The sequence below is a fragment of the Mycobacterium sp. PDNC021 genome, from assembly GCF_048282635.1.
Classification (GTDB): Bacteria; Actinomycetota; Actinomycetes; order Mycobacteriales; family Mycobacteriaceae; genus Mycobacterium; species Mycobacterium llatzerense.
Genome location: NZ_CP182502.1, coordinates 1877828 through 1902197 on the forward strand (window position 1 = coordinate 1877828; position 24370 = coordinate 1902197).

The 24370-nt window shown below is 66.7% G+C and carries 21 protein-coding genes; 15 read left to right on the top strand and 6 right to left on the bottom strand.

The genetic code is table 11. The features are described from left to right. Positions 1 to 5: 5 nt before the first annotated feature. The gene (locus ACNO8X_RS08740) at positions 6 to 914 is read left to right on the top strand and encodes an ROK family protein (protein ID WP_418005829.1); all 909 of its coding nucleotides are present in this window, start codon (positions 6 to 8) and stop codon (positions 912 to 914) included. Here ACNO8X_RS08740 and ACNO8X_RS08745 read toward each other — a convergent pair. Continuing rightward, positions 815 to 1243: a winged helix-turn-helix transcriptional regulator gene (locus tag ACNO8X_RS08745; RefSeq protein WP_418004970.1), complete on the bottom strand. Its 429-nt coding sequence runs from the start codon at positions 1241 to 1243 to the stop codon at positions 815 to 817. The genes ACNO8X_RS08740 and ACNO8X_RS08745 overlap by 100 nt on opposite strands. A gap of 78 nt (positions 1244 to 1321) precedes the next feature. Here ACNO8X_RS08745 and ACNO8X_RS08750 point away from each other — a divergent pair, with 78 nt between their 5' ends. From ACNO8X_RS08750 to ACNO8X_RS08785, 8 genes are all read left to right on the top strand, one after another. Further along, positions 1322 to 1759, top strand: coding sequence for an anthrone oxygenase family protein (locus ACNO8X_RS08750; protein WP_418004971.1), 438 nt, complete (start codon positions 1322 to 1324; stop codon positions 1757 to 1759). Positions 1760 to 1889: 130 nt separating this feature from the next. Beyond that, positions 1890 to 2828, top strand: a complete 939-nt coding sequence (locus ACNO8X_RS08755) for a methionyl-tRNA formyltransferase (protein WP_418004972.1) — start codon at positions 1890 to 1892, stop codon at positions 2826 to 2828. Between the two features lie 4 nt (positions 2829 to 2832). Further along, positions 2833 to 3744 carry an ATP-grasp fold amidoligase family protein gene (locus tag ACNO8X_RS08760; RefSeq protein ID WP_418004973.1) on the top strand — a complete coding sequence of 304 codons (912 nt, stop codon included), beginning with the start codon at positions 2833 to 2835 and terminating at the stop codon, positions 3742 to 3744. Positions 3745 to 4024: 280 nt separating this feature from the next. After that, positions 4025 to 4552: a 50S ribosomal protein L10 gene (gene rplJ, locus ACNO8X_RS08765; protein ID WP_418004974.1), complete on the top strand. Its 528-nt coding sequence runs from the start codon at positions 4025 to 4027 to the stop codon at positions 4550 to 4552. Positions 4553 to 4600: 48 nt separating this feature from the next. Further along, on the top strand, positions 4601 to 4987 hold the full coding sequence (gene rplL, locus ACNO8X_RS08770; RefSeq protein ID WP_043401646.1) for a 50S ribosomal protein L7/L12: 387 nt from the start codon (positions 4601 to 4603) through the stop codon (positions 4985 to 4987). 259 nt (positions 4988 to 5246) lie between these two features. Then, positions 5247 to 6269, top strand: coding sequence for an ABC transporter ATP-binding protein (locus tag ACNO8X_RS08775; RefSeq protein ID WP_043984426.1), 1023 nt, complete (start codon positions 5247 to 5249; stop codon positions 6267 to 6269). A gap of 614 nt (positions 6270 to 6883) precedes the next feature. Beyond that, positions 6884 to 10369 (top strand): DNA-directed RNA polymerase subunit beta, encoded by a 3486-nt coding sequence (locus ACNO8X_RS08780; RefSeq protein WP_418004975.1) that lies wholly within the window; start codon positions 6884 to 6886, stop codon positions 10367 to 10369. A 59-nt stretch (positions 10370 to 10428) separates the two neighbouring features. After that, the gene (locus ACNO8X_RS08785; protein ID WP_043401650.1) at positions 10429 to 14379 is read left to right on the top strand and encodes a DNA-directed RNA polymerase subunit beta'; all 3951 of its coding nucleotides are present in this window, start codon (positions 10429 to 10431) and stop codon (positions 14377 to 14379) included. A gap of 74 nt (positions 14380 to 14453) precedes the next feature. On the opposite strand, the gene ACNO8X_RS08790 is transcribed toward ACNO8X_RS08785, so the two are convergent. The 3 genes from ACNO8X_RS08790 to ACNO8X_RS08800 are packed head-to-tail and all read right to left on the bottom strand — an operon-like array spanning position 14454 to position 17039. Further along, positions 14454 to 15470 carry an NAD(P)/FAD-dependent oxidoreductase gene (locus tag ACNO8X_RS08790; protein ID WP_418004976.1) on the bottom strand — a complete coding sequence of 339 codons (1017 nt, stop codon included), beginning with the start codon at positions 15468 to 15470 and terminating at the stop codon, positions 14454 to 14456. Next, positions 15467 to 15976 (bottom strand): isoprenylcysteine carboxyl methyltransferase family protein, encoded by a 510-nt coding sequence (locus tag ACNO8X_RS08795; protein WP_418004977.1) that lies wholly within the window; start codon positions 15974 to 15976, stop codon positions 15467 to 15469. The genes ACNO8X_RS08790 and ACNO8X_RS08795 overlap by 4 nt, the downstream gene beginning before the upstream one ends. A gap of 4 nt (positions 15977 to 15980) precedes the next feature. Next, positions 15981 to 17039 carry a type III polyketide synthase gene (locus ACNO8X_RS08800; protein ID WP_418004979.1) on the bottom strand — a complete coding sequence of 353 codons (1059 nt, stop codon included), beginning with the start codon at positions 17037 to 17039 and terminating at the stop codon, positions 15981 to 15983. A 78-nt stretch (positions 17040 to 17117) separates the two neighbouring features. Between ACNO8X_RS08800 and ACNO8X_RS08805 the strand changes: the two genes are divergently transcribed. From ACNO8X_RS08805 to ACNO8X_RS08830, 6 genes are read left to right on the top strand one after another with little or no spacing between them, the layout of a single operon-like run. After that, positions 17118 to 17867, top strand: coding sequence for a deoxyribonuclease IV (locus ACNO8X_RS08805; protein WP_418004980.1), 750 nt, complete (start codon positions 17118 to 17120; stop codon positions 17865 to 17867). 31 nt (positions 17868 to 17898) lie between these two features. Continuing rightward, positions 17899 to 19311 (top strand): amino acid permease, encoded by a 1413-nt coding sequence (locus ACNO8X_RS08810; protein WP_260937346.1) that lies wholly within the window; start codon positions 17899 to 17901, stop codon positions 19309 to 19311. Between the two features lie 51 nt (positions 19312 to 19362). Continuing rightward, entirely contained in the window at positions 19363 to 20985 is a 1623-nt protein-coding gene (locus ACNO8X_RS08815; RefSeq protein ID WP_418004981.1) for an acyl-CoA dehydrogenase family protein, read from the top strand. Continuing rightward, the gene (locus ACNO8X_RS08820; RefSeq protein ID WP_418004982.1) at positions 20982 to 21896 is read left to right on the top strand and encodes a crotonase/enoyl-CoA hydratase family protein; all 915 of its coding nucleotides are present in this window, start codon (positions 20982 to 20984) and stop codon (positions 21894 to 21896) included. The genes ACNO8X_RS08815 and ACNO8X_RS08820 overlap by 4 nt, the downstream gene beginning before the upstream one ends. Before the next feature lie 14 nt (positions 21897 to 21910). Continuing rightward, positions 21911 to 22627, top strand: coding sequence for a PaaX family transcriptional regulator C-terminal domain-containing protein (locus tag ACNO8X_RS08825; RefSeq protein WP_418005830.1), 717 nt, complete (start codon positions 21911 to 21913; stop codon positions 22625 to 22627). Then, on the top strand, positions 22624 to 23388 hold the full coding sequence (locus tag ACNO8X_RS08830) for a crotonase/enoyl-CoA hydratase family protein (protein ID WP_133425328.1): 765 nt from the start codon (positions 22624 to 22626) through the stop codon (positions 23386 to 23388). The genes ACNO8X_RS08825 and ACNO8X_RS08830 overlap by 4 nt, the downstream gene beginning before the upstream one ends. 7 nt (positions 23389 to 23395) lie before the next feature. On the opposite strand, the gene ACNO8X_RS08835 is transcribed toward ACNO8X_RS08830, so the two are convergent. Further along, positions 23396 to 23830, bottom strand: coding sequence for a DUF3060 domain-containing protein (locus ACNO8X_RS08835; RefSeq protein WP_418004983.1), 435 nt, complete (start codon positions 23828 to 23830; stop codon positions 23396 to 23398). A 48-nt stretch (positions 23831 to 23878) separates the two neighbouring features. Beyond that, the gene (locus tag ACNO8X_RS08840) at positions 23879 to 24247 is read right to left on the bottom strand and encodes a DUF3060 domain-containing protein (RefSeq protein WP_418004984.1); all 369 of its coding nucleotides are present in this window, start codon (positions 24245 to 24247) and stop codon (positions 23879 to 23881) included. Positions 24248 to 24370 lie beyond the last annotated feature (123 nt).

Genomic DNA, 24370 nt, shown 5'->3' on the forward strand with positions numbered 1-24370 from the left:
CCACGATGCCCGAACTGACCCTCGCACTCGACGTCGGCGGCACCAAGATCGCCGCGGCGCTCGTCGACCCGGATGGCGCGCTCGTGCACCGCGCGCAGCTGCCCACGCCGCACGCGGACCGCGAGCAGGTGTGGGCAACCGTCGACACTTTGGTCGGCGCCGCTCTCGGTGCGGCCGCCGGGCGTCCGCTGCGGGGTGTTGGCGTCGGCTCCGCCGGTCCCATCGACGTCTCGGCGGGCACCGTGAGTCCGCTGAATATCTCTGTCTGGCAACAGTTTCCGTTGGTGCAGCGACTCGCCGAGCGTACCGGCCTGCCGGTACGGCTGGCCGGTGACGTCGTATGCCTGGCCATGGGTGAGCAATGGCGCGGGGCCGGTCAGGGGGCGCGGTTCCTGCTCGGCATGGTGGTGTCGACCGGTATCGGTGGCGGGTTGGTGCTCGATGGCGCGCCGTACCTCGGTCGCACCGGCAATGCCGGGCACATCGGGCACGTCGTGGTGGACCCCGACGGCCCGCGCTGCGCGTGCGGTGGTCAGGGGTGCGTGGAGGCGGTGGCCTCGGGTCCGCACCTGGCGCGCTGGGCGCACGAGCACGGCTGGGACGCGCCGGCGGATGCCGACGCGAAGGCCCTGGCCGACGCTGCCGGCCGGGGGGATCCGGTTGCGGTGCAGGCGTTCGCGCGCGGTGCCGATGCGATCGCCGTCGCCATCGCGTCGGCGGCGGCGGTCTGCGATCTGGATCTGGTGGTGCTCGGTGGAGGTGTGGCGAACGCGGGGGAGGTGTTGTTCGCCCCGCTGCGGGCGGCGCTGCCCCGTTATGCGGGGTTGAGCTTCCTGCGCGGCCTGCGGGTGGTGCCCGCCGCGCTCGGCGGCGACGCCGGTCTGGTCGGCGCGGCGGCCCTGTTCAGTTCTTGAGAAGCGTTGCGCTCCATGTGCTTTCGGCCCCAATCGCACAGGGCCCACAGCACGGGACCCAGCGTCTTGCCGTATTCGGAGATCGAGTAGTGCACGCACGGCGGCACCGTGCCGGCGTCGTGGCGGTCGATGATGCCGTCGGCCACCAGCTCGTGCAGGTGCCGGATGAGCATGCGCTCGGTGATGTCGGGGATGCTGCGCCGGAGTTCGGCGGTGCGCATCGGACCGTCCGAGAGCCGCCACAGGATGGTGCCCTTCCAGCGGCCGTCGACGACGGAGAGGGCGGCGTCGATCGGGCACTCGCCGATCTCTTTCTTTGATACCGCCACGGCGCACCTCCTGGTAGTAGTGCTGACTAATTTGTCAGTACCTTGTTATTTGTCAGCATAGTGACCAGGCTCGATGTCATGGAACATATTGCGCAACTACTCACCGTGATCGTCGTCGGCACGCTGGTCGGTGTCGAGTTCGGCGTGGCCGCGTTCATGAATCCGATCCTGGAACGGCTGCCCGACGACGCCTACCGCCAGGCGCGCGCAACCGGCAGCCGGCTCCTCGGGACGGTGATGCCGTTCTGGTACATCGCCGCGGCCGCACTGCTGGTCGGGGATGCGGTGCTCGGGCGGGCGCCGCTGGCCATCGCCGCCGTGGTGGTGATGGGGGCGGTGATGGTCCTGACCCTGACCACGCTGGTGCCGATCAACAACCGGGTCGCGGCGTGGGCGGGCGCCGATCCTGACGAGGCGCCGACGAACCGTGCGCTGGCCCACCGCTGGGACCGGCTGCACTGGCTCCGGGTGGCGCTCCTACTCGTGGCGTTCGTCCTGGTGGCGCTGCCCCGGTGAAGCCGGTGTCCGCTGGCCGGACATGAGGTAGACCTGTGATTTAGGTAAGACTAAGCTAAGTTGATCTTGTTACCGGTGCGTGAACATCCCTTCACTCGCCCAGTTGAATCAGACTTAGTGAGGTAGTGGCATGCGCGTCGTCTTCTTCGGTTTCCAGACGTGGGGGGTCAAGACGCTGCAAGCGTTGATCGATCTGGGACACCACGTACCGATGGTGGTCACGCATCCGACCAGCACGGAGTCGTACAAGGCGATCTTCTCGGATTCGGTCGAGGAACTCGCCCAGTCGCACGGCATCCCGGTGCACCTGACCATGCGGGCCGACCACGAGACCATCGACCTCGTCAAGCGCTCAGAACCCGACGTCATCGTCGTCAACAGCTGGTACACGCGGATGACGGACGAGCTGTACGACCTGCCGCCGTACGGGACGCTGAACCTGCACGACTCCCTGCTGCCCAAGGGGACCGGCTTCTCCCCGGTCATCTGGTCGCTGATCAGCGGCGAGGCCCAGATCGGCCTGACGGTGCACCGGATGGACGAGGACCTCGACACCGGGGACATCCTCGTTCAGCATTCGCTGCCCATCGGCCCGCACGACACCGGCACCGAACTGGTCGAGCGCGGCATCGCCCTGATCCCCGGCGCGCTGAAGGAGGCGTTTGCGGCCCTCGAATCCGGCAACCCGCAGTGGCGGCCGCAGAACAAGGCGACCCGCACCTACTTCCATAAGCGGTCCGAACGAGACAGCCTTATCGACTGGACCTGGCCGGCCGAAGACCTGGAACGACTGGTGCGCGCGCTGTCGGCGCCGTACCCGCCCGCCTTCACCTTCTACCTCGGTGAACGGATCGAGGTACTGGCGGCGAAGGTCTCCGAAATCCGCTACGGCGGCACCCCGGGCCGCGTGATCGTGCAGGAGGGCGGCGGCGCCGTGGTCTGCGGCCCGAACGCCTACCGCGGTGGGAACCTCGGCCTGGTCATCACCCGACTCCGCACGGCCGACGGCGTGGAACACGGCGGAGCGGAGTTCTTCCGCCGCGGCGGTTACCTGACCAGCGAGGCCTGAACCGGTGCCGCTGCTGACATACATCGCGACGCCGTCGTGGCTCATGTCCATCCGCCGTCGGATGCTCGCGCTGATTCCGGTCCGGTTCCTGCGGCACGTTCTCTATCTCTTGATGATCCGCAAGCGGGGCAACTTCGACGAGCCGCAGACCTTCAACGAGAAGGTGAACTGGCGCATCTTCAACGATCGCCGGGAACGGATCGTCAAGGCCTGCGACAAGATGTGGATGAAAGAGATGGCCCGGGCGGCGTATCCGGGCGCCGATCTCCGCATCCCCGCCACGTACTGGTCGGGTACCGATCTGCGGGACGCGGGGGATCTGACGACACTGCCGCCCTGGGTGCTCAAGCCCAACGCCAGCAGTGGCCAGGCGCTGTTCGGTCCTGATCCGCAGACCGATCTGGCCCGCCTGCAGGACCAGACCAGGAGCTGGTTCCAGGAGACGCCGCTGGAGCTCGGCGAGTGGGGCTACAGCGAAGCCCGCCCGCTGCTCCTGATCGAGGAACGTATCCCCACGCCCGACGGTCAGCCGCCGGTCGACTACAAGTTCTTCGTGTTCGACGGCCGCGTGGAGCTCATCCAGGTGAATCGGGGCCGGTTCGGAAAGAGCCAGACCACGACTTTCCTGGACGCCGACTGGCGCCAGCTGCCCGTGCGCTGGCGCATCCACCGTGTGGCCGCCGAAGAGCGGCCGGTGGAGCTGGACAAGATGCTCGACATCGCCCGCACCCTGGGTGCGGACTGGGACTTCATCCGCGTCGACCTCTATGCCGTCGACGGCGATGTGTGGTTCGGGGAGTACACCCCGTACCCGGGCACCGGCATGCTGCGCTACGAGCCGATGAGCTTCGACCTCGAGCAGGGCCGGCAGTGGCGGCTGCCGACAGCCGACCAGGTGCGCCGCGGGCAGCCATAGACGGCTGAGTCCGCGGCACTGCCGGCCATGGCCGTTTTGGCTGATCGGCAGGCCATCGGCTACTCTGATCCAGTTCCACCGAAGACCGTCGGTCACCGAGCAATCGGTTGAAGGCCCAGGCACTGCCTGGCGGCCCACGCAGGAGGACGAGGTTTCCAGAGTTTTATTCTGCGCGCCCCGACCTTTCTGTGTCGGGGCGCTTTGCATTTCTGGCCTCGATCGAAGCCGAATCTCCGGCAGTCTCCTGTGGGGCCGATGAATACACCACAAGGAGGCATGTATGGCCACGGCTGATAAAGCCACTGCGGTCGCTGACATCGCCGAACAGTTCAAGGCCTCGACGGCCACTGTCGTGACCGAGTACCGCGGTCTGACGGTTGCCAATCTCGCCGAGCTGCGTCGTTCCCTTGGTGCTTCGACGACCTACACGGTCGCCAAGAACACCCTGGTCAAGCGCGCTGCCTCGGAGGCCGGGATCGAAGGCCTCGACGACCTGTTCGCAGGTCCGACCGCCATCGCGTTCATCACCGGCGAGCCGGTCGATGCCGCGAAGGCACTCAAGAAGTTCGCGAAGGATCACAAGCAGCTCGTCATCAAGGGCGGCTACATGGACGGCGCTGCGCTGTCTGTGGCCCAGGTCGAGAAGATCGCCGACCTCGAGTCGCGCGAAGTGCTGCTGTCCAAGCTGGCCGGCGCCCTCAAGGCGAAGCAGTCCCAGGCCGCGGCGCTGTTCGTTGCGCCCGCGTCCCAGGTTGCCCGCCTGGCCGCCGCTCTGCAGGACAAGAAGGCCGCCGAGTCGGCTGCCTGATCCATCTAGACCAACCAAAACAAGAAAAACCAAGGAAGGACCATTCACATGGCCAAGCTGTCCACCGAAGAACTGCTCGACGCGTTCAAGGAAATGACCCTGCTGGAGCTCTCGGAGTTCGTGAAGCAGTTCGAGGAGACCTTCGACGTCACCGCCGCTGCTCCGGTCGCCGTTGCCGCCGCTGGTGGCGCTGCTGCTCCCGCCGAGGCTGCTGAAGAGCAGTCCGAGTTCGACGTCATCCTCGAGGGTGCCGGCGACAAGAAGATCGGCGTCATCAAGGTCGTCCGCGAGATCGTTTCCGGCCTGGGCCTGAAGGAAGCCAAGGACCTGGTCGACGGCGCCCCCAAGCCGCTGCTGGAGAAGGTCTCGAAGGAGGCCGCCGAGGACGCCAAGGCCAAGCTCGAGGCTGCCGGCGCTTCGGTGTCCGTCAAGTAAGTTCGCCAGAACTGTCGTTTTCCCCCGGAGTCCATTGCGGACTCCGGGGGATTTCGCTTTTCAGGGGTTATAAAGCGGGGCTTTTCCGACCCGATCGGCGACGATGGGGGAGTTGGCTCGATGGCCATCAGAGTGACTTCTGAACGGGCCGTCCGATAGTTGGAACAAGGTGCATCAGCTCGCGATCGATGCGCTACAGTGACTCAAGCCACAGGCAGGGCAGCAGATGGCGCGCGAGCGCTGGCGGAAGGGATCTCACATGGGCGTCCAAATCGACGTAACAGGACTGAGCAAGTCCTTCGGGTCGTCGAAGATCTGGGAAGACGTCACTTTGACCATCCCCGCCGGCGAGGTCAGCGTCATGCTGGGTCCGTCCGGTACCGGTAAGTCGGTGTTCCTGAAGTCGCTGATCGGCCTGCTGCGCCCCGAGCGTGGCTCCATCGTCATCGATGGCACCAACATCATCGAGTGCTCGGCCAAGGAGCTCTACGAGATCCGCACCCTGTTCGGTGTGCTGTTCCAGGACGGCGCGCTGTTCGGCTCGATGAACATCTACGACAACACGGCCTTCCCGCTGCGCGAGCACACCAAGAAGTCCGAGTCCGAGATCCGCAAGATCGTCATGGAGAAGCTGGACGTCGTGGGTATGCCCAACGACGGTCACAAGTTCCCGGGCGAAATCTCCGGTGGTATGCGCAAGCGTGCCGGCCTGGCCCGCGCCCTGGTGCTCGACCCCAAGATCATCCTGGTCGACGAGCCGGACTCCGGCCTGGACCCCGTCCGTACCGCCTACCTGTCGCAGCTGCTGATCGACATCAACGCGCAGATCGACGCCACGGTGCTGATCGTTACCCACAACATCAATATCGTGCGTACGGTGCCGGACAACATCGGCATGCTCTACCGCAAGCACCTGGTCATGTTCGGCCCCCGCGAGGTGCTGCTGACCAGCGAGGAGCCGGCGGTCAAGCAGTTCCTCAACGGTCGTCGCATCGGCCCCATCGGTATGTCCGAGGAGAAGGACGCCGCCACCGCCGCTGCCGAGCAGGCCGCGATCGACGCCGGTCACTCCGATGGTGGTGTCGAGGAGATCGAGGGCGTGCCGCCGCAGATCGAGGTGACCCCGGGTATGCCGGTCCGCCAGGCCGTGGCTCGTCGTCAGGCTCGCGTGCGCTCGATCCTGCACACCCTGCCGCCCGCCGCGCAGGCCGCCATCCTCGAAGACCTCAACAGGACCGGTCGCTCCGACGACCCGGTGACGGCTCAGATTCCGCGGGCCTGATCCGCAGAACGTCGAAAATCGCGCCCGGGCTGCCTCAGCCCGGGCGCGATTTCTGTCGGCGAGTGTGCAGACAGATCGCGAAATCTCCCCCCGGGGCGCGCTGAGCGCACGCTCGAGCGGGTTGCGAGGGCGGCAACGCCGGTGATCTTGGTCACGGCAGGTCCGTCGGCGGCGGCGTGCGAGTGGCGCCGCAAGGCCCGCTGGGTCACGATGTCAGCGGCCCGGATCGCAATTTGCCCGTAAAACTCCACACCAAACACCGTGGCAACTCTTGACTGAGGCCCGCAAACGGGCCAATCTGTTGGGCAGCATGTATTCAAGGGTTCTCGGCGCCAGCCAGCGTCAACCGATCAAACCCTTCATCAAGCATGCCGTGGTTGAGGAATGCGCCGTCCTACGCTAATGTTGGACGTTGCGCTGGCTGCATCCTGCCCACCTCACCCGCACCTGACACCTTCTAGTCTGAGCGTCGCTCAGTGATCTAGACGTGTGCCTTGTGTCTTGTAAGGCCCGGACTGTGAGAACGCCAGCCGGACCGAAGCAGATACAGCGGCAATTCGAAACGGTTTCGACCGGCATCGAAATGTTCGCATCAGGTGCTGGAAGGACGCATCTTGGCAGCCTCTCGCGAGAGCAAGTCAGTAGATTCCAACAACTCCGTTCCAGGAGCGCCGAACCGAGTCTCGTTCGCCAAGCTGCGCGAACCGCTTGAGGTTCCGGGCTTGCTCGACGTACAGACGGATTCCTTCGAATGGCTGATCGGTTCCGACCGCTGGCGTGCGAAGGCAGTGGATCGCGGCGACATCAACCCGACCGGTGGCCTCGAAGAGGTCCTCGCCGAGCTGTCGCCCATCGAGGACTTCGCCGGCACCCTGTCGCTGAGCTTCTCCGACCCGCGCTTCGACGAGGTCAAGGCCCCGGTCGACGAGTGCAAGGAAAAGGACCAGACGTACGCGGCCCCGCTGTTCGTCACGGCTGAGTTCATCAACAACACCACTGGCGAGATCAAGAGCCAGACGGTCTTCATGGGCGACTTCCCGATGATGACCGAAAAGGGCACCTTCATCATCAACGGCACCGAGCGCGTCGTCGTCTCGCAGCTCGTCCGTTCGCCCGGTGTGTACTTCGACGAGTCCATCGACAAGGCCACCGAGAAGACCCTGCACAGCGTCAAGGTCATCCCGGGCCGTGGCGCCTGGCTGGAGTTCGACGTCGACAAGCGCGACACCGTCGGTGTCCGCATCGACCGCAAGCGTCGCCAGCCGGTCACCGTGCTGCTGAAGGCGCTCGGCTGGACCAGCGAGCAGATCCGCGAGCGCTTCGGCTTCTCCGAGATCATGATGGGCACCCTCGAGAAGGACCCGACCGCCGGTCCCGACGAGGCCCTGCTGGATATCTACCGGAAGCTGCGCCCGGGCGAGCCGCCGACCAAGGAGTCTGCGCAGACCCTGCTGGAGAACCTGTTCTTCAAGGAGAAGCGTTACGACCTGGCCCGCGTGGGCCGGTACAAGGTCAACAAGAAGCTGGGCCTGCACGACGGCAACCCGGCTCAGGTGACCGCGACGACGCTGACCGAAGAGGACATCGTCGCCACCATCGAGTACCTGGTGCGCCTGCACGACGGTGACACCAAGATGACCGCCCCCGGCGGCGTCGAGGTCCCCGTGGAGGTCGACGACATCGACCACTTCGGCAACCGTCGTCTGCGCACCGTGGGCGAGCTGATCCAGAACCAGATCCGGGTCGGCCTGTCGCGTATGGAGCGCGTCGTGCGTGAGCGCATGACCACCCAGGACGTCGAGGCGATCACTCCGCAGACCCTGATCAACATCCGTCCCGTCGTGGCGGCGATCAAGGAGTTCTTCGGAACCAGCCAGCTGTCGCAGTTCATGGACCAGAACAACCCGCTGTCGGGTCTGACCCACAAGCGTCGTCTGTCGGCGCTGGGCCCCGGTGGTCTGTCCCGTGAGCGTGCCGGCCTCGAGGTCCGCGACGTCCACTCGTCGCACTACGGCCGCATGTGCCCGATCGAGACCCCTGAAGGCCCGAACATCGGTCTGATCGGCTCGCTGTCGGTGTACGCCCGGGTGAACCCGTTCGGCTTCATCGAGACCCCGTACCGCAAGGTCGTCGAGGGCGTCGTCACCGACCAGATCGACTACCTGACCGCCGACGAGGAGGACCGCCACGTCGTGGCGCAGGCCAACTCGCCGCTGGACGCTGCCGGCCGCTTCACCGAGGACAAGATCCTCGTCCGCCGTAAGGGTGGCGAGGTCGAGTTCGTGACGGCCAACGACGTCGACTACATGGACGTCTCGCCGCGCCAGATGGTGTCCGTCGCCACCGCGATGATCCCGTTCTTGGAGCACGACGACGCCAACCGTGCCCTGATGGGTGCCAACATGCAGCGCCAGGCGGTTCCGCTGGTGCGCAGCGAGGCCCCGCTGGTCGGTACCGGCATGGAGTTGCGTGCTGCCATCGATGCCGGTGACGTCGTCGTCGCCGACAAGTCGGGTGTCATCGAAGAGGTCTCCGCCGACTACGTCACCGTCATGGCTGACGACGGCTCGCGGCACACCTACCGGATGCGCAAGTTCAACCGCTCCAACCACGGCACGTGCGCCAACCAGCGCCCGATCGTGGACTCGGGGCAGCGCGTCGAGGCCGGCCAGGTCATCGCCGACGGTCCTTGCACCGAGAACGGTGAGATGGCCCTCGGTAAGAACCTGCTCGTGGCAGTCATGCCGTGGGAAGGCCACAACTACGAGGACGCCATCATCCTGAGCCAGCGGCTCGTGGAGCAGGACGTGCTCACCTCGATCCACATCGAGGAGCACGAGATCGATGCCCGCGACACCAAGCTGGGCGCCGAGGAGATCACCCGGGACATCCCGAACGTGTCCGACGAGGTGCTGGCTGACCTCGACGAGCGCGGCATCGTCCGCATCGGCGCCGAGGTCCGCGACGGCGACATCCTGGTCGGCAAGGTCACCCCGAAGGGTGAGACCGAGCTGACCCCGGAAGAGCGTCTGCTGCGTGCCATCTTCGGTGAGAAGGCCCGTGAGGTCCGCGACACCTCGCTGAAGGTCCCGCACGGTGAGTCCGGCAAGGTCATCGGCGTCCGCGTGTTCTCGCGCGAGGACGACGACGATCTGCCTGCCGGTGTCAACGAGCTGGTCCGCGTCTACGTGGCCCAGAAGCGCAAGATCTCCGACGGTGACAAGCTCGCCGGCCGCCACGGCAACAAGGGCGTCATCGGCAAGATCCTCCCGCAGGAGGACATGCCGTTCATGCCTGACGGCACCCCGGTGGACATCATCCTGAACACCCACGGTGTGCCGCGTCGTATGAACATCGGCCAGATCTTGGAAACCCACCTCGGGTGGGTCGCCAAGGCAGGCTGGAACATCGAAGGCGAGCCGGAGTGGGCAGCGAACCTGCCCGAAGGCATGCACAGCGCCCCGCGCGACAGCATCGTCGCCACCCCGGTGTTCGACGGTGCCCGCGAGAGCGAGCTGGAGGGCCTGCTGGGCTCGACGCTGCCGAACCGTGACGGTGACGTCATGGTCAACGCCGAGGGCAAGTCGATGCTGTTCGACGGTCGGTCGGGTGAGCCGTTCCCGTACCCGGTGACGGTCGGCTACATGTACATCCTGAAGCTGCACCACTTGGTCGACGACAAGATTCACGCGCGTTCGACCGGCCCGTACTCGATGATCACCCAGCAGCCGCTCGGTGGTAAGGCGCAGTTCGGTGGCCAGCGGTTCGGTGAGATGGAGTGCTGGGCCATGCAGGCCTACGGTGCGGCCTACACGCTGCAGGAGCTGCTGACCATCAAGTCCGACGACACCGTCGGGCGCGTGAAGGTCTACGAGGCGATCGTCAAGGGCGAGAACATCCCGGAGCCGGGCATCCCGGAGTCGTTCAAGGTTCTGCTCAAGGAACTCCAGTCGCTGTGCCTCAACGTCGAGGTGCTGTCTTCGGACGGCGCCGCGATCGAGATGCGCGACAGCGATGACGAGGACCTGGAGCGCACCGCCGCGAACTTGGGTATCAACCTGTCGCGGAACGAGTCCGCGTCTGTTGAAGACCTCGCCTAGTCAACCGTCCGTAGTCAGCTTTTTCTGATTCATACACCCGCAAGGGGAAAGGGAGTTACGTGCTAGACGTCAACTTCTTCGATGAACTCCGCATCGGCCTGGCCACCGCGGAAGACATCCGTAATTGGTCCTTCGGCGAGGTCAAGAAGCCGGAGACCATCAACTACCGCACGCTCAAGCCCGAAAAGGACGGCCTGTTCTGCGAGAAGATCTTCGGACCGACTCGCGACTGGGAGTGCTACTGCGGTAAGTACAAGCGCGTCCGCTTCAAGGGCATCGTCTGCGAGCGCTGTGGCGTCGAGGTGACTCGCGCCAAGGTGCGTCGTGAGCGCATGGGCCACATCGAGCTGGCGGCTCCGGTCACCCACATCTGGTACTTCAAGGGCGTTCCGTCGCGCTTGGGCTACCTGCTGGACCTGGCCCCGAAGGATCTGGAAAAGATCATCTACTTCGCGGCCTACGTGATCACCGCGGTCGACACCGAGATGCGGCACAACGAGCTGTCCACGCTCGAGGCCGAGATGGTCGTCGAGAAGAAGGCTGTGGAAGATCAGCGGGACCTCGATCTCGCCGAGCGTTCGCAGAAGCTCGAGGCCGACCTCGCCGAGCTGGAGCGCGATGGCGCCAAGTCCGACGTGCGCCGCAAGGTGCGCGACGGTGGCGAGCGCGAGATGCGTCAGCTCCGCGACCGGGCCCAGCGTGAGCTGGACCGGCTCGACGAGATCTGGACCACCTTCAGCAAGCTGGCGCCGAAGCAGCTCATCGTCGACGAGGTGCTCTACCGCGAGCTGCAGGACCGCTACGGCGAGTACTTCCAGGGCGCCATGGGTGCCGAGTCGATCAAGAAGCTCATCGAGACCTTCGACATCGACGCCGAGGCCGAGTCGCTGCGCGACACCATCAAGAACGGCAAGGGCCAGAAGAAGCTTCGCGCCCTCAAGCGCCTGAAGGTTGTCGCCGCGTTCCAGACGAACCGCAACTCGCCCATGGGCATGGTGCTGGACGCCGTCCCGGTGATCCCGCCGGAGCTGCGCCCGATGGTTCAGCTCGACGGTGGCCGCTTCGCGACCTCCGATCTGAACGACCTGTACCGCCGCGTCATCAACCGCAACAACCGGTTGAAGCGACTGATCGACCTCGGTGCGCCCGAGATCATCGTCAACAACGAGAAGCGCATGCTGCAGGAGTCTGTGGACGCGCTGTTCGACAACGGCCGTCGTGGCCGGCCGGTCACCGGTCCGGGCAACCGTCCGCTCAAGTCGCTGTCCGACCTGCTCAAGGGCAAGCAGGGCCGCTTCCGTCAGAACCTGCTGGGCAAGCGCGTCGACTACTCGGGCCGTTCGGTCATCGTCGTCGGCCCGCAGCTCAAGCTGCACCAGTGTGGTCTGCCGAAGCTGATGGCCCTCGAGCTGTTCAAGCCGTTCGTGATGAAGCGTCTGGTCGACCTGAACCACGCGCAGAACATCAAGAGCGCCAAGCGCATGGTCGAGCGTCAGCGTCCCCAGGTGTGGGATGTCCTCGAAGAGGTCATCGCCGAGCACCCGGTGCTGCTGAACCGTGCACCTACGCTGCACCGCCTGGGTATCCAGGCCTTCGAGCCGCAGCTGGTGGAAGGCAAGGCCATCCAGCTGCACCCGCTGGTGTGTGAGGCGTTCAACGCCGACTTCGACGGTGACCAGATGGCAGTCCACCTGCCGCTGTCTGCCGAGGCGCAGGCCGAGGCACGCATCCTGATGCTGTCGTCGAACAACATCCTGTCTCCCGCGTCGGGTCGCCCGCTGGCCATGCCGCGTCTGGACATGGTGACCGGTCTGTACTTCCTGACCACCCTGATCGAGGGTGACACCGGCGAGTTCGTGCCGGCCAGCAAGGACGGTGCCGAGCAGGGCGTCTACAGCAGCCCGGCCGAGGCCATCATGGCCATGGACCGCGGTGCGCTGTCGGTGCGCGCGAAGATCAAGATTCGGTTGACGCACCTGCGTCCGCCGGCCGAGATCGAGGCGCAGCTGTTCGAGAACGGCTGGAAGCCGGGCGACGCCTGGACCGCGGAGACCACCCTGGGCCGCGTGCTGTTCAACGAGCTGCTGCCGAAGGGCTACGCGTTCGTCGACAAGCAGATGCACAAGAAGGTGCAGGCGGCGATCATCAACGATCTCGCCGAGCGGTACCCGATGATCGTCGTGGCACAGACCGTCGACAAGCTGAAGGATGCCGGTTTCCACTGGGCGACCCGCTCGGGCGTGACGGTCTCGATGGCCGACGTTCTGGTGCCGCCGCAGAAGGCGGAGATCCTGGAGCGCTACGAGGGCCAGGCCGACGCGATCGAGAAGAAGTACCAGCGCGGTGGTCTGAACCACGACGAGCGCAACGGTGAACTGGTCAAGATCTGGCAGCAGGCCACGGAAGAGGTCGGTAAGGCCCTCGAGGCCTACTACCCGGAGGACAACCCGATCATCACGATCGTGAAGTCGGGCGCCACCGGTAACCTCACCCAGACCCGCACCCTGGCGGGCATGAAGGGTCTGGTGACGAACCCGAAGGGTGAGTTCATCCCGCGGCCCATCAAGTCCTCGTTCCGCGAGGGCCTGACGGTGTTGGAGTACTTCATCAACACCCACGGTGCTCGTAAGGGTCTGGCCGATACCGCTCTGCGTACCGCCGACTCGGGTTACCTGACCCGTCGTCTGGTCGACGTGTCGCAGGACGTCATCGTCCGCGAGACCGACTGTGAGACCGAACGCGGCGTGATGGTGACGCTGGCCGAGGCTCAGGCCGACGGTTCGCTGGTGCGTGACGCCCACATCGAGACCTCCGCGTATGCGCGGACCCTGGCCACCGATGCGGTCGACGCCAACGGCAACGTTGTCGTCGAGCGTGGCCACGATCTCGGTGACCCGGCGATCGAGGCACTGCTGGCTGCGGGTATCTCGCAGGTCAAGGTGCGTTCGGTGCTGACCTGTGCCACCGGCACCGGGGTTTGCGCCAAGTGCTACGGCCGCTCGATGGCCACCGGCAAGCTGGTCGACATCGGCGAGGCCGTCGGCATCGTCGCCGCCCAGTCCATCGGTGAGCCCGGTACCCAGCTGACCATGCGTACCTTCCACCAGGGTGGCGTCGGTGACGACATCACCGGTGGTCTGCCGCGCGTCCAGGAGCTGTTCGAGGCCCGCGTGCCCCGCAACGTCGCTCCGATCGCCGATGTGGCCGGCCGGATTCGCCTGGAAGAAGACGACAAGTTCTACAAGATCACCATCGTTCCCGACGATGGTGGCGAGGAAGTCGTCTACGACAAGCTGCCCCGCCGTAACCGTCGCCTGCGTGTGTTCAAGCATGACGACGGCACCGAGCGCCTGTTGGCCGATGGTGACCACGTCGAGGTCGGCCAGCAGCTCATGGAGGGTTCGGCGAACCCCCACGAGGTGCTCCGCGTCCAGGGCCCCCGCGAGGTGCAGATTCACCTCGTCAAGGAGGTCCAGGAGGTCTACCGGGCACAGGGTGTGTCGATCCACGACAAGCACATCGAGGTCATCGTCCGGCAGATGCTGCGTCGCGTCACGATCATCGACTCGGGTTCGACGGAGTTCCTGCCCGGCTCGCTGACCGAGCGCAGCGAGTTCGAGTCGGAGAACCGCCGCGTCGTGGCCGAGGGCAACGAGCCCGCGGCCGGACGTCCGGTGCTGATGGGTATCACGAAGGCATCGCTGGCCACGGACTCGTGGCTGTCGGCGGCGTCGTTCCAGGAGACCACTCGCGTGCTGACCGATGCGGCAATCAACTGCCGTAGCGACAAGCTGCAGGGTCTGAAGGAGAACGTGATCATCGGTAAGTTGATCCCGGCTGGTACGGGCATCAACCGGTACCGCAACATCCAGGTCCAGCCGACCGAGGAAGCCCGCGCTGCGGCGTACACGATCCCGTCCTACGAGGATCAGTACTACAGCCCGGACTTCGGCCAGGCCACTGGTGCTGCCGTGCCGCTGGATGACTACGGCTACAGCGACTACCGCTAGCGTGTAGCTGCGCGAGCAGACGTGAAAACCCTCAAAACCTTCGGGTTTTGGGGGTTTTCGCGTCTGCTGGGCAGTCAGTTGGCGAGCAGGTTGACCGCGCCGGTGAACACTTTCGGCAGGGCGGCTGCGGCCGGGACGATGCGGGACCGCACCGCAGGAACCGCCCCGGCCCGGACCAGCGCCTCGGTCAGCAGCCGGTAGCGGCGGGCGAGGCTCCGCCAGCGGCGGTCGTACTCGTCGACGCGGTCCCGGACGACGCAGTCGACCAGCGCCTCGGCCGCGCTGAACGCCAACCCCAGACCTTCACCGGTCAGGGCGTCGACGTAGCCGGCAGCGTCGCCGACCAGGAGCACCCGGCCCGCTACCCGGGTGCGCACGTCCTGCCGCAACGGGCCGGCCGCGAGGTCGGACCCGAATTCATGTCCCTCGACGCGCTGGCGCAATTCGTCGAACGCCGCGAACTTCGCGTCGAAACCTCCACGACCCGCGGACAGGATCGCGATGCCGACGCAGTCGTCGGCCACCGGCGTCACGTACGCCTCGGCCTCGCGGCTCCAGTGCACCTCGACGTTGTGGGTCCACGGCGCCAGCTGCACGTGCCGGCGGATACCCCAGCGACGCGGGCCGGCGGCTGGCCGCGCCAACCCGAGGTCGCGACGGATCGGGGAGTGCAGCCCGTCGGCCGCCACCAGATAGCGGGCCCGGAGCTCACCGGCGCGAATACCGTCCGCATCCTGGGTGATCGCACCGGCCGCACCCTGGACGAACTTCACCCCGGCCGCCCGGGCCGCGTCGGACATCGCGGCGTGCAGCGTCGTCCGGCGCACTCCGCGGCCCACCCCGCCACAGAACGCGGCCTCGACCCGCGTCGCACCCGCGTGATAGCTGATGCCGCGCAGCGTCCGGCCGGGCGCCACCACACCCAGTCGGTCGAGATGCGCGAGGGAGTGCGGCATCATCCCTTCCCCGCAGGCCTTGTCCAACGTGCCAGGACGGCGCTCGACGACAACCGCCTCCAGTCCGGCGCGCGCCGCGTAGAGCGACGTCGCGAGCCCCGCCGGACCGCCGCCGACCACCAGGAGGTCGATCACGACAGGCTCGCCAGCGCGGCGTTCTCGACGCGCAGCCGGGTGCGCAGCAGCAGCGCGTCGAGCACTGTGAACACCGCAGCCGTCAGCCACGCGGTGTGGACCAGCGGCAGCGCGAACCCCTCGATCACCACTGCCACGTAATTGGGGTGCGGCAGCCACCGGTACGGACCGGCGACCACCCTCGACGCGCCAGGGATGACGATGACGCGCGTGTTCCACTGCGGCCCGAGCGTGCCGATGCACCACCACCGCAGCGCCTGCGCCGCCAGCACCGCGGCCAGCATCGGCCAGCCCAGCGCGGGGATGAACGGCCGATCGAGCAGCAGCGGTTCGAGTACGCACGCCACCAGCAACCCGATGTGCAGCACGACCATGAACGGGTAGTGGCCGAAGCCGTACTCGGTGCCGCCGCGCGCCAGCGACCAGGCGAGGTTGCGCTTGGAGACCACCAACTCGACGAGCCGCTCGACTGCGACGGCCGCGATCAACGTCAGGTACCAAGCCACCGGATCAGCGCCACCGCAGCAGGACCAGCTCGGAGCAGAAGCCCGGACCCATCGCCATCATCAGGCCGAGACTGCCCGCGGGCGGACGTTTGGCGATGGTGTCGTGCAGGACGTGCAGCACCGACGCCGACGACAGGTTGCCCACCTCGGCCAGGGACCGCCACGTCAGCTCGAGCGCATCGTCGGTCAGGCCCAGCGTCGCGGTGATCGCCTCGATCACCTTGGGCCCGCCCGGGTGGCTGACCCAGGTGCGGATGTCTGCGGTCTCGAGGCCATGTGCGGCAAGGAAATTGGTGACGTCGTCGCCGAGGTAGGTCTCGATGACCTTCGGCACGTCGGGCGAGAGCACGAGGCGGAAGCCGCTCGAATCGATGTCCCAGCCCATCGTGCGTTCGGAGTCGGGGTAGAGGTGGCTGCGCGAGTCGAGCACTTCCGGCCCGGCGGCGTCGACGGTTGTGGCGCGGCGGTCGCCGACCATGACGACGGCGCCGGCTCCGTCGCCGAACAAGCTGGAGCCGACGACGGTCGCCATCGACGGTTCGGTTTTCGGCATCAGGGAGCACAGCTCCACCGCCAGCAGCACCGCGACGTCGTCGGGCGCTCCGCGCAGGTAGTCGTTGACCCGTGCCACTCCGGCGGCCCCGGCGACGCAACCCAGCCCGAACAGTGGCACCCGTCGGATATCGGGACGCAGGCCGATCAGACCGGCGATGCGGGCGTCCAGCGTCGGCACCGCCACCCCGGTGACGGTGGTGGTGTAGACGACGTCGACGTCGGCGGGTTTCAGGCCGGCATCGTCGAGAGCACCCTGGATCGCGGCGCACCCGAGGGCCACTGCGTGCTCGATGAAGACGTCGTTGGCGCGGCCGAAGTCGGTCAGGCCCGGATAGTCCGCGAGCGGCAGGACCGTGTGCCGGGTTTCGACTCTGGCACTGCGGTGCAGTTTGCGGATCGCGTCCTCGTGCGCGGCGTAGCCGGGAAGCTCCAGCAGCGCATCGGTGATTTGTTCCTGGGTGTATCGGTGGGGCGGCAGTTCGCCACGGACACTTGCGATTACGCTCATCATCCCTCCTATATCTAGATCACGAGATCGGGGCCGGACGGGTTCATCGCGGCTCGCGAGACAACTAGGCTGGGCCACATGCTGATTGGTTCGCACGTCGACAACACCGATCCTCTGGCCGCGGCCGCTGCCGACGGCGCCGATGTGGTGCAGTTCTTCCTGGGGAACCCGCAGAGCTGGAAGAAGCCCGCGCCCCGCGAGGACGCAGAAGTGCTGCGGGCCTCCGCAGTGCCGTTGTACGTCCACGCGCCGTACCTGATCAACGTCGCGTCGGCCAACAACAAGGTGCGCATCCCGTCGCGCAAGATCCTGCAGGACACCTGCGACGCCGCGAGCGAGATCGGCGCGACGGCCGTGATCGTGCACGGCGGGCACGCCGACGACCACGACATGGATGCCGGCTTCGAGCGCTGGGTGAAGGCGCTCGACGCGCTCAAGACCGACATTCCGGTGTACCTGGAGAACACCGCCGGCGGTGAGCACGCCATGGCGCGGCACTTCGACACCATCGCCCGGCTGTGGGACCGCATCGGGGACAAGGGCATCGGTTTCTGTCTGGATACCTGCCATGCCTGGGCTGCGGGGGAGGCGTTGGTCGACGCCGTCGAGCGCATCAAGACCATCACCGGCCGCATCGATCTGGTGCACTGCAACGACTCCCGCGACGCCGCAGGCTCGGGGGCCGACCGGCACGCCAATTTCGGCATGGGCCAGATCGATCCGCAGTTGCTGGCAGCCGTGGTGCGCGCCGCGGCTGCTCCGGTCATCTGCGAGACGTCCGAGGACGGCCGCAAAGACGACATCGCGTTCCTCCGCGAGAACGTTTAGTCGGCACCGCTAATTGTGATAAACCCTTCGGGTGCGAGACGCCAACACTGAGGTAGCAGAGACACCCGACGCCGGTTACGAGCGCGGCCTATCTGCGCGAACTGTGCAGATGATCGCGATCGGCGGGGCCATCGGCACCGGCCTGTTCTACGGAGCGGGCGGCGCCATCGAGAAGGCCGGCCCGGCGCTGATCCTGGCCTACCTCACCGCGGGTCTGGCCGTGTTCGTCATCATGCGGGCGCTCGGTGAGTTGCTGGTGTACCGCCCGGTGTCGGGCAGCATCTCGGAGTACGCCGAGGAGTTCATGGGCCGCTTCGCCGGCTTCGCGAACGGGTGGACGTACTGGGCGGTGTGGGCCACGACGTGCATGGCCGAGATCACCGTCGCCGGCAAGTACGTGCAGTACTGGCCGTGGGGACACGACATCCCGCAGTGGGTGACGGCGCTGGTCGTCCTGCTGGTGCTGTTCACGGCGAACCTGATCTCGGTGAAGATCTTCGGCGAGGCCGAGTTCTGGTTCTCGATGATCAAGGTGACCGCGATCATCGGCATGATCCTCATCGGCATCGGGGTGCTGCTGCCCATCGCCGGTTTCGGCCCGGTCACCGGCCCGAGCCTGAGCAACCTGTGGAACGACGGCGGCTTCTTCCCGACGGGCTTCAGCTCGGCGTTGCTGAGCCTGCAGATCGTGGTGTTCGCCTACGTCGGTGTGGAACTGGTCGGTGTCACCGCAGGCGAGGCCGAGAACCCGAAGGTGACGCTGCGCAAGGCCATCAACACGCTGCCGTTCCGGATCGGCCTGTTCTACGTCGGCGCGCTGATCGTCATCCTGTCGGTGCAGGGCTGGCGGAACTACCACGCCGGGCAGAGCCCGTTCGTCGCGGTGTTCCAGTACCTGAACATCCCGGCGGCCGCGGGCATCGTGAACTTCATCCTGCTGACGGCGGCGCTGTCGTCGTGCAACTCGGGTATCTATTCGACGGGCCGCATGGTGCGCAGCCTGGCGCAGCGCGGTGACGCGCCCGCCGGTCTGCAGGCGCTGAGCAGCCGGCATGTGCCGATGTTGGCCATCTGCTTCTCGGTCCTCACCATGGGCGTCGGCGTCCTGGTGAACTACCTGTCGCCGGACAAGGCGTTCGCCTACATCACCTCGGTGTCGACCATCGGCATCATCTTCGTGTGGGGCTCGATCCTGGTGTCGCACTTGATCTATCGCCAGCGGGTGGCCGCCGGCGTGCTGCCGGCATCGGACTACCGCCTGCCGGGGGCGCCGTACACGACGTTCCTGGCGCTCGGGTTCCTGGCGCTCGTGGTCGTGCTGCTGTTCTTCACCGACGACGGCCGGACCGCGATTCTGGTGGGTGCCATCTGGTTCGTCATCGTGACGCTGGGGTACTTCGTGCACCGCGGCGATCGCGCCACTGAGGTCGTGACCCGCCACTAGCGGATATATACAGTTCTTGTGCGACTGTCGGGAAAGTGTAATAGTGGGGACATGGCTGATACGCATGTCGTCACCAATCAGGTTCCGCCGCTGCAGGACTACAACCCCGCTACCTTCCCGGCGCTGGCCGAGGCTCTGATCCGCGAAGGCGGGGAGTGGGGCGTCGACGAGGTTCACGAGGTCGGCGCCCTCGGCGGCAGCCGGGTCGCGCAGCGCTGGGGTGAACTGGCGGACCGTAACGTCCCGATCCTGCACACGCACGATCGCTACGGGCACCGCGTCGACGAGGTCGAGTACGACCCCGCCTACCACCAGCTGATGACCGCCGCGGTGAAGCACGGTCTGCACGGGGCCCCGTGGGCCGACGACCGTCCCGGCGCACACGTCGTCCGCGCGGCGAAGATGTCGGCCTGGACCCCCGAACCCGGCCACGTCTGCCCGATCTCGATGACCTACGCCGTCGTCCCGGCGCTGCGGTTCAACCCCGAACTGTCCAAGGTCTACGAACCGCTGCTGACCAGCCGCATGTACGACCCTGAGCTGAAAGTGCCTGCCACCAAAGCGGGTATCACCGCGGGCATGTCGATGACCGAGAAGCAGGGCGGCTCCGACGTCCGTGCCGGCACCACCCAGGCCACCCCCAACGGCGACGGCACCTACTCGCTGCGCGGTCACAAGTGGTTCACCTCGGCGCCGATGGGCGACATGTTCCTGGTGCTGGCCCAGGCGCCCGGCGGGCTGTCCTGCTTCTTCCTGCCCCGGGTGCTGCCCGACGGCACGCGCAACCGCATGTTCATCCAGCGGCTCAAAGACAAGCTCGGCAACCACGCCAACGCCTCCAGCGAGATTGAGTACGACGGTGCGACGGTCTGGCTGGTCGGCGAGGAGGGCCGCGGCGTCCCGACCATCATCGAGATGGTCAACCTGACCCGCTTGGACTGCACACTGGGCAGCGCCACCAGCATGCGCACGGGCCTGACTCAGGCCGTGCACCATGCCCAGCACCGCAAGGCGTTCGGCGCCTACCTGATCGATCAGCCGCTGATGCGTAACGTGCTGGCCGACATGGCGGTCGAAGCCGAGGCCGCCACCATGCTGGCGATGCGGATGGCCGGCGCCACCGACCGGGCCGTCCGCGGTGACGAGCGCGAAAGCCTGTTCCGCCGAATCGGTTTGGCCGCGGCCAAGTACTGGGTGTGCAAGCGCGCGACGCCGCACGCCGCGGAGGCCATGGAGTGCTTCGGCGGCAACGGCTACGCCGAGGAATCCGGCATGCCGCGGCTCTACCGCGAGGCCCCGCTGATGGGCATCTGGGAAGGTTCGGGCAATGTCAGCGCGCTGGACACCCTCCGCGCCATGGTGACCAAGCCCGAGTGCGTCGAGGTGCTGTTCGACGAGTTGTCGCAGGCGCAGGACCCCCGCCTGGACGCGCATGTCAGCGCGCTCAAGGCGCAGCTCAGCGATCCGCAGACCATGGAATACCGCGGACGCAAAGTGGCCGAGGACATTTCACTGGCCCTGCAGGGTGCGCTGCTGGTGCGCCACGGTCACCCCGCGGTGGCCGAGGCATTTCTGGTCAGCCGCCTCGACCGGCAGTGGGGTGGCGCGTTCGGCACGCTGCCGACCGGCCTCGACCTGGCGCCGATCATCGAACGGGCCCTGGTCAAGGGATGACCGCCGACAACCTGAAGACCATGACCTACGAGGTCGCCGACCGGGTCGCCCGGATCACGTTCAATCGTCCTGAGAAGGGCAACTCGATCGTTGCGGACACCCCGCTGGAATTGGCCGCCTGCGTCGAGCGGGCCGACCTCGATCCGAGCGTGCACGTGATCCTGGTGTCCGGCCGCGGCGAAGGGTTTTGTGCCGGTTTCGACTTGAGCGCCTACGCCGACGGCACGGGAGCCGCCGGCGGTTCGGAACACCAGGGCACCGTGCTCGACGGCCACACCCAGGCCGTCAACCACCTGCCGAATCAGCCCTGGGATCCGATGATCGACTACCAGATGATGAGCCGGTTCGTCCGTGGCTTCTCCAGCCTGATGCACTGCGACAAGCCGACCGTCGTGAAGATCCACGGCTACTGCGTGGCCGGCGGCACCGACATCGCGCTGCACGCCGACCAGGTGATCGCGGCGTCCGACGCCAAGATCGGCTACCCGCCGATGCGGGTGTGGGGCGTGCCCGCCGGCGGGCTGTGGGCGCACCGACTGGGCGACCAGCGCGCGAAACGCCTGCTGTTCACCGGGGATTGCATCACCGGGGCGCAGGCCGCCGAGTGGGGCTTGGCTGTCGAGGCGCCCGAGCCCGAAGAACTCGATGAACGCACCGAGCGCCTCGTCGCACGCATCGCGGCCATGCCGGTCAACCAGCTGATCATGGCGAAGCTGGCGTGCAACACCTCGTTGCTGCAGCAGGGGGTTGCGACCAGCCGGATGGTCAGCACGGTGTTCGACGGCATCGCCCGACACACGCCCGAAGGTCATGCGTTCGTCGCCGACGCCGTCGAGCACGGGTTCCGGCAGGCGGTGCGGCACCGCGATGATCCGTTCGGGGACGCAGGCCGGGTTGCCTCCGGGGTCTGACAGCCATGGCTGATCTGAAGCGGATGACCGCGCGGTCGGTGGTGCTCAGCGTGCTGCTGGGCGCTCATCCGGCGTGGGCGTCCGCGGCCGAGTTGGTCCGGCTCACTTCGGATTTCGACATCAAGGAGCAGACGCTGCGGGTGGCGCTGACCAGGATGGTCAGCGCCGGTGACCTGGTGCGTTCGGCCGACGGCTACCGGCTCGCCGACCGGCTGCTGGCGCGGCAACGACGGCAGGACGCCGCCATCGACCCCAAGACCCGCCCATGGCGCGGCGACTGGGTGACCGTCGTCATCACCACGGTCGGCGCCGATGCCCGGACTCGCGCCGACCTGCGAAACGACCTGTTGCAGAACAGGTTCGCCGAACTCCGCGAGGGCGTGTGGCTGCGCCCGGCCAATCTCGCCGGTGACCTCCCGGAAGAGGTCACGGCGAATGCCCGGGCCCTGACCAGCCGGGACGACGATCCCGCGGGGCTGGCCGCCGTGCTGTGGGATCTGCCCGCCTGGATCACCACCGCACGTCAACTGCTCGACGAAATCGGCTCGGCACCAGATGTACCCGGCCGGTTCGTGGCGGCGGCCGCGATCGTGCGGCACCTGCTGGCCGACCCGGTACTGCCCGCCGAACTGCTCCCGGACGACTGGCCGGGTACGCAGCTGCGGCAGGCCTACTCAGACTTCGCCGCCGAACTGACCGGGCGGCGCGACGAACCGATGGAGGCAATATGACCGAACCAGTGCGGGTCGAGAAGAACGGGCCGGTGACGACGGTCATCATCGACCGGCCCGGCGCCCGCAACGCCGTCAACGGACCGACGGCGGCGGCGCTGTACCAGGCGTTCGACGATTTCGACCGCGACGATGCCGCGGCGGTCGCGGTGCTGTGGGGAGACCACGGAACCTTCTGTGCCGGAGCCGATCTCAAAGCGTTCGGTACCCCGGAGATGAACCAGACGCACCGGACGGGGCCGGGGCCGATGGGCCCGAGCCGGATGATGCTGTCCAAGCCGGTGATCGCCGCGGTCAGCGGCTATGCCGTCGCCGGCGGACTGGAGCTGGCGTTGTGGTGCGACCTGCGCGTCGTCGAGGAGGACGCCACCTTCGGCGTGTTCTGCCGGCGCTGGGGTGTTCCGCTCATCGACGGCGGCACGGTCCGGTTGCCGCGGCTGATCGGGCACAGCCGCGCCATGGACCTGATCCTCACCGGCCGCGCCGTCGACGCCGCCGAGGCGCTGCAGATCGGTCTGGCCAACCGGGTCGTGCCGCATGGGCAGGCCCGTGAGAAGGCCGAAGAGTTGGCCCACCAGTTGGCCGCGCTGCCGCAGTTGTGTCTGCGCGCCGATCGGCTGTCCGCGTTGCGGCAGTGGGGCGAATCCGAGGAATCCGCAATGGAATTCGAGTTCGCCAGCCTGGCTCAGGTGGCCGAGGAGTCGATCGCGGGCGCGCAGCGGTTCGCCGGGGGAGCAGGCCGGCACGGCGCCACAGCGTAGGGCTTCGCTAGCCCTTGCTGACGGTGTTGCCGGTCCCGGTGTTGTTGACCTTCGGTGCCCCGTCCTTGTAGGTGACGGTGGCGTGCATGCCGACGACGTCGAGCTCCTGGTCGACCTTTTCGAAGGTCACCTTGTTGTCGGTGCCGCCGATGTTCGCCTTCGCACAGGTGCCCTTGACGGTCAGCGTGTTGTTGGCGCCGCCCACCGTCAGCGATTTGCCGTTGGCGCAATCGATTTCACGGGTGGTGCCCACCGCGCTGTAGTTGATGGTGTTGCCGACCTCGACCTGCGCCGTGGTCGGCGCCGCCGCCGAGGTGCCTGCCGTGCCGGCGGCGCTCGAGCCGGTGCCACCGGTCTTGTTGTCCTGCGATCCGCAGCCGGTCAGCACCAGCGCGGCAGCGGCGACGACGCCCGCCGCGATTGCGATTCGGTTGGGGTTCATGGGGTGTCCCTCCCTGTCGGCGTTACCGGCACCTGGTGCGGGCCCCGGTCAGGGAATCTTGTTCAGCCGATTTCCCAAACCGAGTTGGCGCCCGATATCGATGAGTGCCGGATCCCCATTGTGGAATATGACCGTCTGATTGAACCCGTAAGCGGTGACGTCATTGACGATCGTGTCGGCGATGATGGTGTTGGACGAGCCCTGGACGGTCACTGCCCAGCAGGTGCCGAAAGCGTTGATGGTGTTGCCGCTGCCGTTGACGAAGAGGGTGCCACCGTGGCAGTCGATGGTCTGGGTGATGCCCTGGCCGACGATGTGGGTGTCGTCGTTGACCGCAGCGGCGTTCGGTGCGCCGACCGTGAACGGGACCGTCAGCAGTCCGGCAACCAATGCGGTTCCCCACGCTTTGCGACTCACGATGGTTCCCTTCGTTCTGGTCTGGCGATGATGTGCGCCGATGTTCGGCATCTGGGAGCCTACGTTGCGGAGTACGTGCTGCGGAGTAGGTTCGTCCGTTCTGTGGGACTCCCAATGAGACGC

Bases quoted from the DNA above. Each gene is read 5' to 3' on its own strand.
- ACNO8X_RS08830 (WP_133425328.1), top strand. From the start codon at position 22,624: ATGACCGAACCAGTGCGGGTCGAGAAGAACGGGCCGGTGACGACGGTC.
- ACNO8X_RS08815 (WP_418004981.1), top strand. From the start codon at position 19,363: ATGGCTGATACGCATGTCGTCACCAATCAGGTTCCGCCGCTGCAGGAC.
- rplJ (WP_418004974.1), top strand. From the start codon at position 4,025: ATGGCCACGGCTGATAAAGCCACTGCGGTCGCTGACATCGCCGAACAG.
- ACNO8X_RS08820 (WP_418004982.1), top strand. From the start codon at position 20,982: ATGACCGCCGACAACCTGAAGACCATGACCTACGAGGTCGCCGACCGG.
- ACNO8X_RS08775 (WP_043984426.1), top strand. From the start codon at position 5,247: ATGGGCGTCCAAATCGACGTAACAGGACTGAGCAAGTCCTTCGGGTCG.
- ACNO8X_RS08800 (WP_418004979.1), bottom strand. From the start codon at position 17,039: ATGAGCGTAATCGCAAGTGTCCGTGGCGAACTGCCGCCCCACCGATAC.
- ACNO8X_RS08805 (WP_418004980.1), top strand. From the start codon at position 17,118: ATGCTGATTGGTTCGCACGTCGACAACACCGATCCTCTGGCCGCGGCC.
- rplL (WP_043401646.1), top strand. From the start codon at position 4,601: ATGGCCAAGCTGTCCACCGAAGAACTGCTCGACGCGTTCAAGGAAATG.
- ACNO8X_RS08755 (WP_418004972.1), top strand. From the start codon at position 1,890: ATGCGCGTCGTCTTCTTCGGTTTCCAGACGTGGGGGGTCAAGACGCTG.
- ACNO8X_RS08750 (WP_418004971.1), top strand. From the start codon at position 1,322: ATGGAACATATTGCGCAACTACTCACCGTGATCGTCGTCGGCACGCTG.
- ACNO8X_RS08835 (WP_418004983.1), bottom strand. From the start codon at position 23,830: ATGAACCCCAACCGAATCGCAATCGCGGCGGGCGTCGTCGCCGCTGCC.
- ACNO8X_RS08740 (WP_418005829.1), top strand. From the start codon at position 6: ATGCCCGAACTGACCCTCGCACTCGACGTCGGCGGCACCAAGATCGCC.